General features: G+C 56.0%; 13 protein-coding genes. 3 read left to right on the top strand and 10 right to left on the bottom strand.

What is annotated here, in order from left to right; genetic code table 11:
* Positions 1-48 precede the first annotated feature (48 nt).
* A complete protein-coding gene (locus tag B4M48_RS04580) occupies positions 49-525 on the bottom strand; it encodes a glutathione peroxidase (RefSeq protein WP_283341161.1) in 477 nt (158 codons plus the stop codon).
* Between the two features lie 137 nt (positions 526-662).
* On the opposite strand from B4M48_RS04580, the gene B4M48_RS04575 reads away from it, so the two are divergent.
* Positions 663-1,544 carry a LysR family transcriptional regulator gene (locus B4M48_RS04575; protein WP_288656098.1) on the top strand — a complete coding sequence of 294 codons (882 nt, stop codon included), beginning with the start codon at positions 663-665 and terminating at the stop codon, positions 1,542-1,544.
* Between the two features lie 23 nt (positions 1,545-1,567).
* Here the strand turns inward: B4M48_RS04575 and B4M48_RS04570 are convergent, their stop codons facing one another.
* Positions 1,568-2,176, bottom strand: coding sequence for an NAD(P)-dependent oxidoreductase (locus B4M48_RS04570; protein ID WP_283341162.1), 609 nt, complete (start codon positions 2,174-2,176; stop codon positions 1,568-1,570).
* A 317-nt stretch (positions 2,177-2,493) separates the two neighbouring features.
* Here B4M48_RS04570 and B4M48_RS04565 point away from each other — a divergent pair, with 317 nt between their 5' ends.
* Complete coding sequence (locus tag B4M48_RS04565) at positions 2,494-2,700, top strand: type II toxin-antitoxin system MqsA family antitoxin (RefSeq protein ID WP_071668291.1); 207 nt, start codon at positions 2,494-2,496, stop codon at positions 2,698-2,700.
* Between the two features lie 34 nt (positions 2,701-2,734).
* Here the strand turns inward: B4M48_RS04565 and B4M48_RS04560 are convergent, their stop codons facing one another.
* The 5 genes from B4M48_RS04560 to treZ all read right to left on the bottom strand — a co-directional run bounded on the left by B4M48_RS04560 (position 2,735) and on the right by treZ (position 11,783).
* A complete protein-coding gene (locus B4M48_RS04560; RefSeq protein ID WP_071668292.1) occupies positions 2,735-3,079 on the bottom strand; it encodes a hypothetical protein in 345 nt (114 codons plus the stop codon).
* A 508-nt stretch (positions 3,080-3,587) separates the two neighbouring features.
* The gene (locus B4M48_RS04555; protein WP_288656095.1) at positions 3,588-5,195 is read right to left on the bottom strand and encodes a methyl-accepting chemotaxis protein; all 1,608 of its coding nucleotides are present in this window, start codon (positions 5,193-5,195) and stop codon (positions 3,588-3,590) included.
* A 175-nt stretch (positions 5,196-5,370) separates the two neighbouring features.
* A complete protein-coding gene (gene glgX, locus B4M48_RS04550; protein WP_040113837.1) occupies positions 5,371-7,446 on the bottom strand; it encodes a glycogen debranching protein GlgX in 2,076 nt (691 codons plus the stop codon).
* A 60-nt stretch (positions 7,447-7,506) separates the two neighbouring features.
* Positions 7,507-10,002, bottom strand: a complete 2,496-nt coding sequence (treY, locus tag B4M48_RS04545) for a malto-oligosyltrehalose synthase (protein WP_288656093.1) — start codon at positions 10,000-10,002, stop codon at positions 7,507-7,509.
* The gene (gene treZ / locus B4M48_RS04540) at positions 9,999-11,783 is read right to left on the bottom strand and encodes a malto-oligosyltrehalose trehalohydrolase (protein WP_288656091.1); all 1,785 of its coding nucleotides are present in this window, start codon (positions 11,781-11,783) and stop codon (positions 9,999-10,001) included. The genes treY and treZ overlap by 4 nt, the downstream gene beginning before the upstream one ends.
* A gap of 325 nt (positions 11,784-12,108) precedes the next feature.
* Here treZ and B4M48_RS04535 point away from each other — a divergent pair, with 325 nt between their 5' ends.
* Positions 12,109-12,318, top strand: a complete 210-nt coding sequence (locus B4M48_RS04535; RefSeq protein ID WP_040113843.1) for a CsbD family protein — start codon at positions 12,109-12,111, stop codon at positions 12,316-12,318.
* 115 nt (positions 12,319-12,433) lie between these two features.
* Here B4M48_RS04535 and B4M48_RS04530 read toward each other — a convergent pair whose 3' ends face one another.
* From B4M48_RS04530 to B4M48_RS04520, 3 genes are all read right to left on the bottom strand, one after another.
* A complete protein-coding gene (locus B4M48_RS04530; protein ID WP_071668295.1) occupies positions 12,434-13,711 on the bottom strand; it encodes an MFS transporter in 1,278 nt (425 codons plus the stop codon).
* Positions 13,712-13,851: 140 nt separating this feature from the next.
* Positions 13,852-15,285, bottom strand: a complete 1,434-nt coding sequence (gene proP, locus B4M48_RS04525; protein ID WP_071668296.1) for a glycine betaine/L-proline transporter ProP — start codon at positions 15,283-15,285, stop codon at positions 13,852-13,854.
* 378 nt (positions 15,286-15,663) lie between these two features.
* On the bottom strand, positions 15,664-16,554 hold the full coding sequence (locus B4M48_RS04520; RefSeq protein WP_288656086.1) for an oxidoreductase: 891 nt from the start codon (positions 16,552-16,554) through the stop codon (positions 15,664-15,666).
* Positions 16,555-16,776 lie beyond the last annotated feature (222 nt).

The following is a 16,776-nucleotide window of genomic DNA, read 5'->3' as shown; positions in this document are numbered from 1 at the left end:
CGGTAGGGTTGCAGGTCAGACTAAGAGCAAACGGGCGAAGTTATACCGTCATAACGCCGCAAGGATTGCCGCTTCTATTTTTTCCGGTGAGGTGATGGGGGCAAAACGTCTTAACGGCTGGCCGTCGCGTCCGACGAGAAACTTCGTAAAGTTCCACTTGATTCGCCTGCCCGCGAGGCCAGGTAATTCCGTCTTAAGATAATCAAACAGCGGATGTGCTGCGGCTCCGTTAACCTCGGTTTTTTCAAACATCGGGAAGCTTACCCCGTAGTTAATATGGCACGTCTGCGCAATCTCACTGGCAGTGCCGGGCTCCTGCTTGCCAAACTGGTTGCAGGGGAAACCGAGTATCACCAGCCCCTGTGCCGCGTACTTCTGCCAGAGCGCTTCAAGGCCCGCATACTGGCGCGTAAACCCGCAGTGGCTGGCGGTATTCACCACCAGAACCAGCTTACCGGCGTAGTCAGACATTGAAACCGGCTTACCCTGCAGGCGGGTTGCGGAGAATTGGTAAAAAACGGTCATGCGGGTGGCCTCAGATCTCAACAGATTCTGCGATGATATCATCAACATCCTGCAGGGTTTACCGCTGTTAATGATAATCAGACGCCGCAACAGTAAAACAGGCATACTTCAGGTGCATTGTTGCACGAGGTGAGTGAATGGAAAGGATCACAGCGCTTATCGTCTTTGCAGAGACGGCAAAGCGAGGCAGCATAACGGCGGCGGCAGAGCATCTGGGCCTGTCGCGGGCTATGGCATCACGCTACATTGCGCTGATGGAGGAGTGGACAGGTTCGCGTCTGCTGCACCGCACGACACGCAAACTCAGCCTGACCGTCGCCGGCGAGCAGGCACTGCTGCTGTGTCAGGAGATCAGGACGCTCGTCGACGGACTTACCGCGATGGGGCCGGGGATCACTGCCGTACCGAGAGGTAAACTGAAAGTCACCGCTGACGCCCTGCTGGCCGAGTGCTGCCTGACGGGCATGCTGATCGATTTTCTGCAAATCTACCCGGAAATAGAGGTTAATCTGCAGGTTACAGGCAGGTCGCTTGATCTGGCAGAAGAGGGGATCGATCTGGCTATCCGCATCGCCGCCACACTCGCCCCGGCGCTTTACGCGCGTCACCTTGGATACTGCTCCTCAGTGCTGTGCGCCAGCAAAGCCTATCTGGATAAACAGGGCACCCCCGGCAGCCTGCGCGAGCTGCAGGATCATAACTGTCTGACCTATAGCTGTTTTGGTCATGCGTGGCGGTTTCATCATGAAAATGAAGTCATCGACCTGCCCGTAACAGGCAGTATCAGCACCAATGAAGCAGCGATTTTGCTGAAAGCGGTAAAAATGGGGGGCGGAATGGCTGTGCTCCCGCTGTTTGCCGTGCAGGAGGAGATTGCAGCGGGCAGGTTAGTCAGGCTGCTGCCGGAATATGAACCCGATCGGCTGGAGGTCAGTGCAGTCTATCTCACGCAGAAAAAGATGCCGCAGGCGCAGCGCGTATTGATCGACTATCTGGTCAAGCACCTCAGGCTGCCCTGAGGTGCGTCTCTGCGCTTCGACCATTAATAACCCACGGTAAAGCGCTGGTTAGCGTGCGCCGGGGTTTCAATCTCATCAGCCATCGCAATGGCGTAATCTTCAAACGAAATGCTGCTACCCTGCTCATTGGTCAGCAGCGTATCTTTCCCCAGGCGAAATTTACCGGTGCGTTCGCCCGCCGTGAACAGGGCGGATGGCGAAAGAAAGGTCCAGGTAAGGTCATGCTGCGCACGCAGTTTTTCCAGAAAGCGCACGCCCGCCTCAGCTTCCGTTTTGTACATTTCCGGGAAGGTGGGGGTATCGATCACTTTTACGCCTGGCGCAACTTCCAGGCTGCCTGCGCCGCCAACAACGTAATAGCGTTTTACACCTGACGCTTTTACCGCGTCGACCAGTTTATCGGGATCGCTGGCGCTGAAGTGTACTGAGCTGATCACGGCATCGTGCCCGGCCAGCACCTCTGCCAGCGCCTGCGGATCGTTGATATCACCCGCGGCCGGAATAACGCTTTCAGCTGGCGAAATCTTATCCGCATTGCGCGCAATAGCCGTTACGGTATGGCCGCGTGCAGTCAGTTCGTGAAGAATGCGGGAACCCGCCTGTCCGGATGCGCCAATCAATGCAATTTTCATTTTGCTGCTCCTGAGTGTTATCGGGCCTCTGAGGCCGTTGCTGATAACACACACTCTATCTGTACGCTGCAAAGTGATAAACAGCACTCCAGGAGACAAACTGTTGCATAAAATGAGCGAATCACCTGTTTATGCTTAAGCCGGGGCAGGGCGTTGCGGGCGATTAAACGAGAGTGTGAAATATCTGAAATTATCGAATCTGGTGACGATGTCTCAGGATAGTGATGCTGACGCCGCATAATTTGGTCAGCCGTTGCCAGCCGGGTTGAGGTCTGTCAGCTATGATTGTTTCACCGGTTTAAAAAGGGAGAAATAGCATGAAATGTCCGGCATGTGGCTCAGAAGCTTTTGTTTACGACACGCGAGATGTACCGCTCAATACAGGTAATCCCGATGACATCGTACCCGATGTTAAAGGCAGCCATTGCATGGCCTGCGCCCAGGTGATTATGGATAAGGCTGAGGCTGATTCATATCTGGAAAAGGTTAATGCGCTGGAAGCTGCGGCAGCTGATACAAAGTGACAGAAGAGCCCGCACGCTGCGGGCGCTTCATGCCTTACAATCCTGTCAGCGTAATATGCTTTTTTATTGTCAGCGCTTTATAGAGGGCTGCAGCCAGGCCGCAGGGTTCAATTACGATAGTGCCAGCCAGCTTCTGTTCAGACGCCGTACTAAATGATTTGATGCGCAGCAGAGTATTAATCCCATTCACGCGCTCCAGCTCTAGCACAGCCAGCACCCGATGCTGCATTTCGCTTACCTCCGCCACTATTACGCTGACGCTGGGTGCCACGCTGTTATAGATGATGTGGCAGCGTACGCCGTTCAGATTAACGGTATCAATGATCTCATGATACAACGGCATGACTTCTTTGGTGCAGGGTACGGACGCAGCAAACATAACAGATCCCTCTAACGTGGAATTTTATTGTGCAGCCAGCATAGGCTATCTCTCCGGTGCGTAAAGGTACTGTTTTTGCAGGCAAAAAAAGCGTGCAGGCGTGATGATCACAAACGTTATCGCCGCCTTCATATTAGAGTGGTACTGATAAAAAGCGAAGCGTGGTGGCTTTATCGGGGATTAGTGCAAATTTGACTTAAAAAAAACCCGCGCAGGGCGGGCAAATTATTCCAGAAATTACCATCTTCGTACGCGCGTGCATCGCATGTGCAGTGCGCACTCAACAGATTACAGTCTTAGTCTTAAGCTAACTTTAAGATTATTCTTTGCCCGAAACGATCGTGACTTTTATTGCGGCGCGTTTCTGAACGTTTCAGATATCAACGCAGAAGTGACGTAACCGCATCGCTCTGCCGCCATTGCCCGTCGTCGCGGGCAGGCGCCAGAGGAGATGAACAGGGCGCGCATCCGATCGCTGCAGAAACGGTTGCGCCGGTTTGCTCCCGTATTATGAAAAGGCGAATGCCGGTGCTGCGGCTGAGTCGCCGGTCGCTGCCGGGGCGGTTTCAGGCTCGGCGGTGAGAATAAATTTCGCCGCCAGCTGGCTGAGCATCTCTGCCTGATCCTGCAGGGACTGCGAGGCGGCAGAAGCCTGCTCCACCAGCGCGGCGTTCTGCTGCGTTACGTCATCCATCTGATTGACGGCCTGCTGAACCTGCATTATGCCCTGACTCTGCTCAACGGCGGCGGCGGCAATCTCGCCCATCAGAGCGCTGACCTGATGAATGGCATCATTCATTATCTGCATATTCTGGCTGACGTGGCTGGCCTGTGCGGCCCCGGCTTCAGTCAGGCGATGTGCGTTTTCAATCAGCACTTTAATTTCCCGTGCCGCAGACGTTGAACGCTGCGACAGGTTCCGCACTTCACCGGCAACAACGGCAAAGCCTTTGCCGTGTTCGCCGGCGCGAGCGGCTTCGACAGCAGCGTTCAGCGCCAGAATATTGGTCTGAAAAGCGATCCCTTCTATCAGCGAGACAATCTCGGTGACGCTGCGTGAGCTGCTGCGGATATCACCCATGGTGGTGAGCAGGGTAGTGAGTGACTGGCTGCTCTGTTCCGACAGCGTACTGGCATGTTCTGCCAGACTGCTGGCCTGACGGGTATTATCAGCCGTCTGGCGTACGGTTTCGCCCAGCTCGGTCATGCTGGCAGCGGTCTGCTCCAGCGAAGCCGCCTGCTCTTCTGAACGTGCCGAGAGATCCTGATTACCGGCGCTGATTTCTGCCGCTGCTCCGCTGACCGAACGGGACGCGTGCTGCACCGCCGACAGCGAGGTGGCCACGTTACCTATCAGCGTGTTGAATGCCTGAGCCATATTACCCACCTCATCGCGGCGCGTAGCGTCAGCATTCAGAGTCAGATCGAGATTATCACTGGCGCGCAGCATGACCTGACCGGCGTGGCTCAGGCTGCGACGAATGCGCAGCACTGTCAGGGTCGCGAAGATACCAAAAACAACGACCGTCGCGACCACGCCGGCGATGGTGGCCCACAGGACATTATGGAATGTTGCGCGGTTGGCAGCGCGCAGCGTATTGCTGATAGTGATGTTCAGTTCCAGCTGCTGCTGATAGCCGCGGATAAGCTCCCGGATAGCGGCGCCGATCCCCTGTTCGCCTTCAATCAACGCCAGACTGACCGCGTTTTGATGCTGACGGGAGGCGCTGAGAAATGCCGGAAGGTGGTCGTTAACGCGTTGCAGGCTGGCGTAGGCGATTTCAGTAAGGCGCTTATCCTCCTCGCTCGATATATCATGCGCGAGATAATAATCGGTATGCGTTTTCAGCAGCCCGAGCTGTTGATGAATGCTGCTTTCCACTACCGGGAGCGCGCGCTCATCAGGCTGAGACTGATGCTTATAGAGCAGCAGCGCCAGCTGATTGCTCTGATCCACCAGCTCACTGAGATCTTTTATTGAAGGGATGGCATTGTCCTGTACGAATTCAAAGCGCTCCTGAAAGCCTGAGAGCAGGGAGATAGCCAGAAGAGCCTGTAGAATAATCGCGCCGAACAGCATAGAAAATGTGAGCAGCAGGCGTTGCGAGATGGTCATATTATTATCCTTAATAGCGTTACACCCCGGCGCAAAGGCACACAAAAAGCAGGGTCGATGGATGTTCATCGGCAGCAGGATAAAATAGTTAAGGATTTTTTCGTGACGGCGTTAACAGTTAGTGCATCAGGCGGGTAAAAATGCGGAGCCGGCGATCGGCTCCGCGGGGAACGGGTTACGGACGGCGGAACAGCGCCAGGCTGCGCCCTTCCAGTTCGAAATCCTGCTCCTGAGTGATGACCAGGCCCTCATTGGCGGTCTCTGACGTGGTCAGCTCCAGCACCCAGCCGCCTTCACCAAACTGCGGAATGCGGAACGGCACATTGCCTTCAAACGGGTTAAACAGCATCAGCACGTCGTGCCAGATGCCTTCTTCCGGCTGCAGATCGGGACGGCCAATATAGACGCCCAGCGTGGAGCCTTCTTCCCACTGCTCCGACTGCTGGAAACCACCGCCGGCGTTAAACCATTTGATGTCCATGCCGTCGCGCCAGCTTTCGCGGCGCAGCAGCGGCTGTTTAGCACGCAGGGCAATGACGCGTTTGGTAAATTCACGCAGCGCGTCAGCCGACGGCGGCAGGTTTTCCCAGTGGAGCCAGGAGATATCACTATCCTGACAGTAGCCATTGTTATTGCCCATCTGGCTGCGACCAAACTCATCGCCTGCCAGCAGCATCGGCGTACCGTGGGAGAAGAGCAGCGTGGCGAGGAAGTTGCGTTTCTGACGTTCGCGCACGGCGATAATTCCCTCATCTTCGGTTGCGCCTTCAGCACCGTAGTTATATGAGCGGTTATCGTTATGACCGTCGTTGTTATCCTCGCCGTTATCGTCGTTGTGTTTCTCGTTGTAGGAAACCAGGTCATTCAGCGTGAACCCGTCATGGGCGGTAATAAAGTTGACGCTGGCCCACGGACGACGACCGCGCTGATCGTAGAGATCGCCGGAACCGAGCAGGCGCGCGGCGAAGTCCGTCGAGACGTTGTCACCTTTCCAGTATTCACGCACCGTATCGCGATATTTATCGTTCCACTCCGCCCAGCCCGGCGGGAAGCCACCAACCTGATAGCCGCCAGGGCCGATATCCCACGGCTCACCAATCAGCTTGAGTTTAGACAGCACCGGATCCTGCGTTACCGCGTCAAAGAAACCGCCGCGCTGATCGAAGCCCTCCGGCTCACGGCCGAGGATGGTGCCGAGATCGAAGCGGAAGCCATCAATATGCATCGATTCTGCCCAGTAGCGCAGCGAATCAGTCACCAGCTGCAGTACCCGCGGATGCGAGGTATTTACCGTGTTTCCGGTACCGGTGTCATTGATATAGTAGCGATGCTGATCCGGCAGGGTGCGGTAGTAAGAGAAGTTATCGATCCCCTTGAATGAGAGCGTCGGGCCAAGCTCATTGCCCTCGGCGGTGTGGTTATAGACCACATCGAGGATCACTTCGATACCGGCATCGTGGAAGCCGCGCACCATATCACGAAAGCCCTGAATACCGCGCGGGCCAAAATAGCGCGTGGCGGGGGCAAAAAACGCCAGCGAATTGTAGCCCCAGAAATTTTTCAGGCCTCTGTCCAGCAGATGCTGATCGTCCGGGAACCAGTGCACCGGCAGCAGTTCTACTGACGTAATACCCAGGCTTTTAATGTAATCCACCGTGGCTTTATTGCTCATGCCATCGTAGGTACCGCGCATATTTTCCGGGATCAGCGGATTAAGCTGGGTGAAGCCTTTTACGTGCGTTTCATAAATAAGCGTCTGAGACCAGGGAATGGATGGCCGGTTCTGATCCTGCCAGTCAAACTCATTCGGGTTTACCACCCGGCATTTAGGCGTAAACGGACCGCTGTCGCGGCTGTCAAACGTCAGATCTTTATCTTCATGCAACAGTTCGTAAGCAAAATGCGCTTCGTTCCAGTCGATATCGCCCTGCAGTTCCCGCGCATACGGGTCGATCAGCAGTTTATTCGGGTTAAAGCGATGACCGTTTTCCGGATCATAAGGTCCGTGCACGCGATAGCCATACAGCGCACCCGGCTGCAGGCCGGGCACATAGCCGTGCCATACTTCATGCGTATATTCCGGCAGATCAAAGCGGGCAATCTCATGCTGACCGCTTGGATCGTACAGGCAGAGTTCAACCCGCTCAGCGTGTGCGGAGAAAAGGGCGAAGTTAACGCCTTCCCCATCAAAGTTAGCGCCGAGCTGATACCCTGTACCAGCCGTAATCTCAACAGGCTTACCGTTTGACATTTAATCCTCTCCATTCAGTGAACAGATATGCAGGCATAACTTCAGTTCCATCAGTCAGGGTTAGCTGCTGAGCAGGACCAGCGGTGCGCTGTAGTTCAGGTTTTCCAGCGCGATGCTGTCGGTGATAGCGTAGGTTTCTCCATTCAGAACGTTTAGCCACTTGCGGTGCGACAGCGTTTCGCTCAGCGCAACCGAGACGTCTGCCCACTGGGCATCAGCAAAGATCAGGCGCGGAGCAATTACAATCAGTGCACCTGTTTCAGACTGACGGGCATAGGCCACCACTTTTTCTGCATGTTCACCGCTGGCCTGCAGCGCTTCATAGTCGCCAAAACGAAAGAGCGCAGCGTGGTCGCGGCGCAGGTGAAGCAGGCGCATAACCATCTGCTGTTTCAGGCTGCCGCTCAGCCAGCCCTGCTGACTGGTAAAGTCAGGGAAGGCGTCAGCATCAAGCTGGCTGACCAGAGTTGCAAAATCGGGTTCGCGGCGGTTGTCCGGATCGACCAGGCTGAAATCCAGCGCTTCGCAGCCCTGATAGATATCAGGCACGCCGGGTGCCGTGAGTTTGATCACCGTCTGGGTAAAGCTGTTCACCAGTCCGGCGCGAATAAACGGCTGCAGCGCCTGGGAAAAATCAGTGAGAAACGCCACGTTCTCCGCAGAGAACAGATGACGCACGTAATCCAGTACCGCATTTTCATAGGCTTCGTTACTCTCTGCCCAGTCGGTACGCAGCTTCGCTTCGCGCAGCGCCTTTTCCACAAACGGAATAAAGCGTTCGCACAGCGCGTCCAGTCCGGTGCGATCGTCCGGCTGCAGCGTAGCGGGCCAGACGCCAGCCAGCGCCTGATAGAGCATCCACTCAACGGCGGGTTCCGGCGCGGGGCCATCCGCCAGCTCCTGTACGCGCTCCTGATTAAGCTGCTGCCAGCGCGTCACGTTCTCTGCCCACTCATCCGGCGCTTCGCTCAGGGTATAGAGCCGCGCGCGCGCATCCTCTCCGCGTTTGGTATCGTGCGTGGAAGTGCTGGAGATAGCGTCAGGCTGGTGCTGAAGACGGGTCTGCATCTCCTGATGAAAATGTGCCAGTGAGAACGCGTGCGGCAGCGGCTCTGCACCCACTTCATTAATCGCAAGCGCCACGTGATTGCGGAAAAACAGCGTATCTTCAACCGATTTCGCCATCAGCGGTCCGGTCAGCTGCTGGAAACGGGCGCGGAACTCCGCTGCCAGCACTTCACCCTCTTCACTGACTGCACCCAGCAGCAATGCCTGCAGGAAGCTCAGAGCAGCAGGGGACGCGCTATGTTTTACGCTCTCAAGCACGCTGAGCAGACGCTCCTCGCCCGCCAGCGGCATACCCGCTGCCTGACCATAAGTGCGATAGACCGGAAAGGCAATCAGCAGCTCGCGCAGCGCCACATGCAGCTCCGCCTCACCAAAATTGCGGTGCTCCAGTCCGGCAGCATCGGTTGCCAGCGAGAGCAGTCGGCTGAATTCGCCGGCAAAATTACGATCCACCATCAGCTCACGCGCCGCGCGCAGGCCCGCTTCCACATCATTACGCTCACGCGTGGCTGACTCATAGGCGAGACGCAGCGTGTCGATTTTTGTATCGTCAATCAGCACATGCGAGAGCGCCGCAATAAACTCATAGCCGGTTGTACCGGAGACGGGCCACTCTTCCGGCAGCTGTTCACCGTCGGCCAGAATTTTCTCTACAGTGATGTAACACCCTTCACCGGCCGCCGTGCGGAGCTGCTGCAGATAACCCAGCGGATCGGCGAGGCCATCAACGTGATCGACACGCAGGCCGCTGACCGCGCCGCTGCGCACCAGCGACAGGATAAGACGGTGCGAATCCTCAAAGACCACCGGATCTTCGACGCGTACGCCTGCCAGCCCGGTGATCTCAAAAAAGCGGCGATAGGAGAGGGCGCTACGCGCTTCACGCCAGTTCATAAGCTGCCACGGCTGCTCCTCGTGCAGCTGAGTAATGGCGGTGGGGTCCGTCAGCGCCAGCAGTTCTGCTTCACGTCCCTGCCAGCTCGCAGGCGTCAGCGGATAGTAGCTGTCGAAATACGCCAGCGCCGGTTTACCGCTCTGCGGATCGGCTTTAATCGTGATCTCACCTTTTTCCACTGCGCGATCGAAATCGTCACCGAGAAACGGCAGCGTCAGTCTGCGCGACCAGTCGATATCAAAATAGCGCGCATACTGGCTCTCCTGTCCATGCTCAATCACATCACGCCACCAGGCATTCTCCAGTGAAGCCGCCATATGGTTAGGCACAATATCCAGGATCAGCTCCATGCCGGCGGCCTGCAGCGCTGCGCTCAGTCGATCAAAGCCCGCTCTGCCGCCGATAGCCGGATCGATTTCGTTGGCATCGGTGACGTCGTAGCCGTGCGTTGACTCTTTCGTCGCGGTAAAAATGGGTGAAGCATACAGATGGCTGATGCCCAGCTTCTGCAGGTAAGGCACCAGTTCCGTGGCACGATCAAAGGTCATGCCGTTGCGAAACTGAATGCGATAAGTGGAGGTCGGGATAGTCATGCTGCTGCTCCTGGTGCCAGACGGACAATAATGGCGTTCTGCGCGAGTTCATGTTGCTCCTGCGGCCAGGCAAACAGCGTTTCGCCTGGCATATCAGGAAGTGCCTGAGCAGTATTGCCCAGATTAAAAGCCATAGAGATCGTGCCCTGCGGGAAGCGCCACTGCACGGCGACGTAGCCATCACCGGTCGCCAGTACCTGACCGCTGTGACCCCCGGCCGTCGCCAGCAGCGGAACCAGATGCTGCTGACGCAGCGACAGCAGCGTGCGCGTCAGCGCCAGCCAGGCTTTGCCCTCGCAGCTGGTCGTCTTCGCCCAGTCGAGCTTTGAACGCCGGAATGTCTCTTCCGCGTTGGGATCCGGCACCTCATCGTCATGTCCGGCATGGCCGGTAAACTCGCGTGCACGTCCTTCACGCACCGCTTTCGCCAGATCGCCGTGAAAGTCGGTAAAAAACAGAAACGGATTAGTTTCACCATATTCTTCGCCCATAAACAGCAGCGGGATATGCGGTGACAGCAGCAGAGCCGAGTAGAGCACTTTGGTACGCGCCTCTCCGGCCAGCGTGATCAGGCGATCGCCCTGTGCCCGGTTGCCCACCTGATCGTGATTCTGAATAAAATCAACAAACGCCACCGGGGGCTGGCCTGCACTCGGTACGCCGCGCGTCTCACCGCTCTGGGCCGAGACCTCACCCTGATAGGCAAATCCCTCGGTCAGAATACGCGCGACTTTTTTCTCCGGCGCATCGGCAAAATCCTGGTAGTAGGCGTGAGTTTCACCGGTTGCCAGCACATGAATAGCGTTATGGAAATCGTCGTTCCACTCTCCGCTGAAGAGCGGAGTATTGCCCTGTTCATCGCGCGGATGCAGGAAGATCACGTTTCGTGAATCTTCCGTGGTGAGGTGTGCCGGACGGTCCGGGATTTCATGACGAATGCGCTCTGCAATTTCAATCAGCACATGTTTATCTGAGCTGTCTTCAATCTGATCGATAGCGTCAAAACGCAGGCCGTCGAGGCGATACTCTTTCAGCCAGTAGAGCGGCGCCTCAGAGATGTAGCGGCGGGCCGCATCCACATCGTAGGCGATACCGGCCCCCCAGGGGGTCTGGCGCTCTTCATGGAAAAACTGCGGGGCCAGCAGCGGCAGATAGTTGCCTTCAGGACCGAAGTGATTCAGCACAATGTCCAGCACTACGGAGAGGTTAAGCGCATGCGCCGCGTCAACAAACGCTTTGAAATCATTCGGGCTGCCGTAAGCGGTGTGTGGCGCATAGAGCAGGACGCCGTCATAGCCCCAGCCGCGATTACCGCCAAACTGCGACACCGGCAGCACCTCAATCATGGTGATACCCAGCTCAGCCAGCTGCGGCAGTTTTTCAATAGCTGCACGAAAGGTCCCTTCAGGCGTAAAGGTTCCGATATGCAGCTCATACACCACCGTCTCCTGCCATGGACGTCCGCGCCACTCGGTCTGCTGCCAGCGGTAGCTTTGCGGATCGATGACCAGTGACGGACCGTTAACCTCTGCTTTTTGCGCCCGCGAAGCCGGGTCAGGCACCACGCTGCCATCGGCCAGCACGTAGTGATATTCTGCACCTGGCGTCACCCCTGACTGTGACAGGGTAAACCAGCCATCTTTTTCCGCCTGCATAGGATAATCGGTACCGTTCAGGCGCAGGGCTACCTGCTGCTGACCCGGTGCCCAGAGACGAAAACGCACGGTGCCGTCAGCCAGGATTTCAGCACCCCAGGATTTTTCCAACGTTGTGGATTCCATTCTATTGCCTCGTTAAGCCCCGCGCGGGGCAATGGACGACATCAAGCGATTCGCATTTCCGAAATCATTTACTCTATGAAATAAAAGGCTAATCACCCCGGTAATGAAGAAAGGTCTCAGGTAAAGTGCTGAGTACCCTGAAAATCATAGCCTATATTTGGAAATATAAGTCCGGGCGCGCCGTAAAGTCGTTGCAGAAGTAAATTTTCCGATTTGTGCGGCAAAACATTTATTTTTTGCCGTCATAGGCTACGGTTATGGTTACGCATGTAAGCGATGCGCCAATAAAGCCAGACGGCTTTCACCGTCAAACAGGAGAGCACTTATGAACGAAGATCGCATCAGTGGAAACTGGAAGCAGTTCAAAGGAAAAGTGAAAGAGAAATGGGGTCAGCTGACTGACGACGATATGGATGTTGCCGACGGCAAACGCGATCAGCTGGTGGGCCGCATTCAGGAACGCTACGGCTACGGTAAAGACCAGGCAGAAAAAGAGCTGAAAGACTGGGAAGATAGCAATAAGTATCACTGGTAAGTCTCAGCTTCCCGGCACGTTCGTGCCGGGATATTTTGTTTCAGCACATCGCCTTTTCCCGCTACGTTTATTCCTCTCCCGCTGCTATTTCTGCGCTGGCACTCATCAGTCGTTATTATAATGGCCGCTTATGGTCGTCTTTATTTAAACTCAGCAGCGCGACAAAACTAATCAGTGCGGTAATCATCACGTACCATGCCGGAATATCCGGATTTCCGGTTTGTTTGATCAGCCCTGAAATAATCAGCCCGGCGCAGCCGGAAAATAACGCGTTTGAGAGGGCATAGGCGAAACCCAGGCCGGTGTACCGCACCCGCGTGGGAAACATCTCTGCCAGCATGGCGGGTCCCGGGCCTGCCAGCATGCCGACCAGCGCACCAGCCACAAAGACCACCAGCGCTTTCGTTAACAGCCCGGAAGCGGGATTTTGCAACACCCCAAGCAGCGGAAGGGCGAAGATCAGCAGCATAAAGGTGGCAACCAGCATAATGGTACGCCTGCCGATGCGATCGCTCAGCCAGCCGGCGGGCAGAATAGTGGCGGCAAAACCGAGGTTTGAGATCACGGCAATCAGCAGCGCCTGATTAAAGCCGGTATGCAGCGTGGTTTGCAGATAGGTTGGCATAATCACCAGATAGGTGTAGCCCGCCGCTGACCAGACCATCAGGCGGCTGATGGCAAGCGCAATGGCGCGCAATGTGGCGGTGAAAGAAGCGCGTTCCGGCGCCGGAGCCTGCCGCACAGCGTTAAACTGCGGCGACTCATCCAGCCCGGCCCGCAGCCAGAGTGCAGCGCCTCCCAGCGGCAGCGCCAGCAAAAACGGCAGTCGCCATCCCCAGGCGAACATCGCCTCTTCACCGATAAGCAGCGGGATCAGCGCGACGGTCGCCGCACCGGCCAGCAGGCCGCACGCCACCGTTAGCGACTGCCACGCACCATACAGGCCCCGTTTGCCTGGCGGGGCGGCTTCCGTCATCAGCGACACCGCGCCGCCATACTCGCCACCGGCAAACAGGCCCTGCAGAATACGCAACAGCGTCAGCATTAACGGCGCGGCAAGACCGATAGCCGCATAGTCCGGCACCAGCCCGATAGCAGCCGTCACCAGCGTCATCATGATCAATACGCCGATAAGCACCGGTTTACGTCCGTGACGATCGCCCAGCCGGCCAAAAATAATCGCGCCGAGCGGACGGAAAAAGAACGCCACGGCGAAGGTGGCCCAGGTCAGGATGATACTGGTGCCGGCACGCTCATCCGGCAGCTGGAAAAAGTGCCTGGCAATAATCGGGGCCATAAAGCCATAAACGGCAAATTCATACCATTCGATAAAATTGCCAACCGAACCGGCGACGATAATACGTCGATGCGCTGGCATCATCTGAGCAGGCATAGCCTATCCTTATAGACAGAAGCGTAGAGAAGAGAGCTGTAAAGCGGCATTAAGGCATAGATTTCAATGCGGTGTCTGTGAGGCGCACGCAATTGCAGGCAAAAAAAAGGCCACCTGAAGGTGGCCAGCGTGACAGCGTATCAGGCAGGTTTTTGCTGCTTTTTGTGTTTGCGCTGCCGGCGCAGTTTATCAATCAGGCGATGCGCTTCCGCACGGGTGGCGACCGCAGGCGATGACCCCTTCAGTGGTTTACGCGCCGTTTCGCTCAGCGTCAGCACCGTCAGCAGGCCAATAACTCCGGCGCCCATCATGTAGTAAGCAGGCATCATTTTGTTGTGCGTGGTATCCACCAGCCAGGCTGTGATTAGCGGCGTGGTGCCACCAAACAGTGAGACCGAAAGGTTGAAGCCAATCGCCAGCGCGCTATAACGGATATCGGTGACAAACAGTGCCGGCAGGGTGGCAGGCATGGTGCCGCTGAAGCAGGTATGCAGCAGACCAAGAATCGCCAGTCCGGCAAAAACCCAGTACATATTACCGGTACCCAGCAGCATAAACGCAGGGATAGCCAGCACAATCAGGCCCAGCGCGCCAAAGCCGATAACCGGCTTGCGGCCGAGACGATCGGTAAAGTAGCCCCACATCAGCGTCAGTGGCATCATGATAAACATCACCACCATCACCAGCAGCAGGCCGGAGAGTTCGCTCAGGCCGAGGATCCCGGTAAGGTAGCTTGGCATATATGCGGTCAGCATATAGTTGGAGACGTTGAACAGCAGCACCAGCCCGATACACTTCAGCAGCGGTTTGCTCTGGGTACGCAGCATCTGCCACAGCGTCAGCGGCGGCTTGTTATGCTCCATCTCTTCACGCTGATCCATATGGTCTTTAAATGCCGGCGTCTCTTCCAGCTTCAGGCGAATATAGAGACCAAACAGACCGAGTGGTGCCGCGAGAAAGAACGGAATACGCCAGCCCCACGACATCATCTCATCATGCGGCAGGTACGCAATCATCCCGGTTACCAGGCTGGCACCCAGCAGATAGCCCGCCAGCGTGCCAAATTCCAGGAAGCTGCCCATAAAACCGCGGCGCTTATCGGTTGAATACTCGGCAATAAAGGTTGCTGCACCGCCATATTCGCCGCCGGTTGAGAAGCCCTGAACCAGACGGGCTACCAGCAGCAGAATCGGCGCCGCAATGCCGATACTGGCATAGCTCGGGATAAGACCAATACAGAAGGTGCCGATGGACATCATTACCATGGTAAAAGCGAGGACTTTCTGACGGCCAAAGCGATCGCCCAGCGGTCCGAACACCATACCGCCAATCGGACGCACGAGGAACGCGGCGGCAAAGGTACCAAATGAAGCGATAAGCTGCGCGGTATTGCTGGCATCGGGGAAGAAGACCTGACCAATAATCACGGCCAGATAGCTGTATACGCCAAAATCGAACCACTCCATGGTATTACCAAGAGCAGCTGCGCCGACGGCGCGTTTTAAAAGTTTATTGTCGATGACGGTAATATCATCAACGGTCAGATCGGGTTTATTTACTGTTTCAGTGCTCATAGGCTTCCTTTGACAATGAAATAAAAGCGATCTTATAGCTTTCGCAGCCGGTTATTGCAGGGTGGAAAAGAAAGCTATAAGAGGCCGAAAGGCGAACACCTTAGGAGATAATTTTTCTTTACGCAACTTTGTGATGTATATCACTGGCAATAAGCGTAGCGCTGAAGTAAAGAACTGTCAAAAAGCGCGACGGCGGGATAACAGGTTATCGCGTTAATTGAGATTACAGAGAGATAAGACGCGATATTATGCTGGTCACCGAGCCTGTCTGGGCAGAAATATCGTAAACCAGAGATATTACTCTGTGATATACCGGTGGGCAAAAAAACGTCATTGATTGACAGCTGCATCAACTGCTGTCAGCTAATGTCAGGATAATTATCCTGGCCCTTCGCTTGCTGCCGCCAGCAGTGGCACAATAATGTCACTCAATGGCGTAGGCACACCTTTGCTGCGTCCATACCGCTGTATAACCCCGTTGCGGCACTGCCACTCCAGCGGTCGATCCGCCTGCCGGTCAGCGAGAATAGAGGTGCTCAGATCGGCTGGTGCGCTCTGCAACCCTGCCACTATTTCGTGTGTGACGTTGTCACTTAGAGTTGCCCCGCAGGCGCGCGCCACGTTAAGTGCTTCACTGAGATAAGCCAGCGCCAGTTCAGCAATATCTCTCCGGTTAAACATGCCTGCCCGGCGATTTGCCAGCACCATCAGGCCCGCTACCGCATTCTGTAACAGCTTGCGCCATGCCACAGAGTGAAAATCAGCGCTGAGATCGGTGCTGCAGCGCGTGCCCGCCAGAGCAGCAACGATGCGTGCTGCGCCTGGCGTATCGGGCAGCGTCAGCCGCGGCCGGGCGCGCAGCCAGACAGAGGCGTCCGCTTCGCGCTGAGCCGGAAACCAGACCACCGAAGGAATAATTTGCGCGCCATTCACCAGCGGCTGCAGCTGCGTCTGCTGTTCAATGCCGTTTTGCAGCGCGCACACCACGGTATTCTCATTGCATAATGCCCGCAGCCAGCCTGCACACTGCGCCACCTGAGTGGTTTTGACCGCAACAAACAGTAGCGTAACCGCATGACGGATAGCGACAGGATCGGTCAGCACCGGACCCGGCACCCGGATTTCGCCGTCGTCATGACGCAGCCTCAGGCATGCATGGGGCGTACGGCCACAGAGCAGCGGCGGGCGCCCGGCTTCATGCAGGGCAGCTGCAACGGTGGTGCCGATAGCGCCAGGGCCGAGCAGTGCGACAGAGGAGTAATCTGACATATAAAGACTCCGGTTCAGGCTGATATTCTGCTGATAACAGAAGAGGGAAGTGCTAAGTATTATTCACGTTCGCGCAGTTGGCCGCCTGAAGCGTAATAAAACAGGTTTCTGAATAATTCTCTATGGCGGTCGCCTTTTTTTAGCGGACAATCAGTAACGTAATTGTTTCCGCCGCTGCGCTGGCATCCTGATTCATATTAACTATGTTTATGACTCAAAGAA

This window comes from Pantoea sp. UBA6567, assembly GCF_002434165.1.
Lineage (GTDB): Bacteria > Pseudomonadota > Gammaproteobacteria > Enterobacterales > Enterobacteriaceae > Pantoea > Pantoea eucrina.
The sequence above is the reverse complement of the archived record's forward strand: the minus strand, read 5'-3'. Positions and strand labels throughout refer to the sequence as shown.

Bases quoted from the DNA above. Each gene is read 5' to 3' on its own strand.
- B4M48_RS04580 (WP_283341161.1), bottom strand. From the start codon at position 525: ATGACCGTTTTTTACCAATTCTCCGCAACCCGCCTGCAGGGTAAGCCG.
- B4M48_RS04575 (WP_288656098.1), top strand. From the start codon at position 663: ATGGAAAGGATCACAGCGCTTATCGTCTTTGCAGAGACGGCAAAGCGA.
- B4M48_RS04570 (WP_283341162.1), bottom strand. From the start codon at position 2,176: ATGAAAATTGCATTGATTGGCGCATCCGGACAGGCGGGTTCCCGCATT.
- B4M48_RS04565 (WP_071668291.1), top strand. From the start codon at position 2,494: ATGAAATGTCCGGCATGTGGCTCAGAAGCTTTTGTTTACGACACGCGA.
- B4M48_RS04560 (WP_071668292.1), bottom strand. From the start codon at position 3,079: ATGTTTGCTGCGTCCGTACCCTGCACCAAAGAAGTCATGCCGTTGTAT.
- B4M48_RS04555 (WP_288656095.1), bottom strand. From the start codon at position 5,195: ATGACCATCTCGCAACGCCTGCTGCTCACATTTTCTATGCTGTTCGGC.
- glgX (WP_040113837.1), bottom strand. From the start codon at position 7,446: ATGTCAAACGGTAAGCCTGTTGAGATTACGGCTGGTACAGGGTATCAG.
- treY (WP_288656093.1), bottom strand. From the start codon at position 10,002: ATGACTATCCCGACCTCCACTTATCGCATTCAGTTTCGCAACGGCATG.
- treZ (WP_288656091.1), bottom strand. From the start codon at position 11,783: ATGGAATCCACAACGTTGGAAAAATCCTGGGGTGCTGAAATCCTGGCT.
- B4M48_RS04535 (WP_040113843.1), top strand. From the start codon at position 12,109: ATGAACGAAGATCGCATCAGTGGAAACTGGAAGCAGTTCAAAGGAAAA.
- B4M48_RS04530 (WP_071668295.1), bottom strand. From the start codon at position 13,711: ATGCCTGCTCAGATGATGCCAGCGCATCGACGTATTATCGTCGCCGGT.
- proP (WP_071668296.1), bottom strand. From the start codon at position 15,285: ATGAGCACTGAAACAGTAAATAAACCCGATCTGACCGTTGATGATATT.
- B4M48_RS04520 (WP_288656086.1), bottom strand. From the start codon at position 16,554: ATGTCAGATTACTCCTCTGTCGCACTGCTCGGCCCTGGCGCTATCGGC.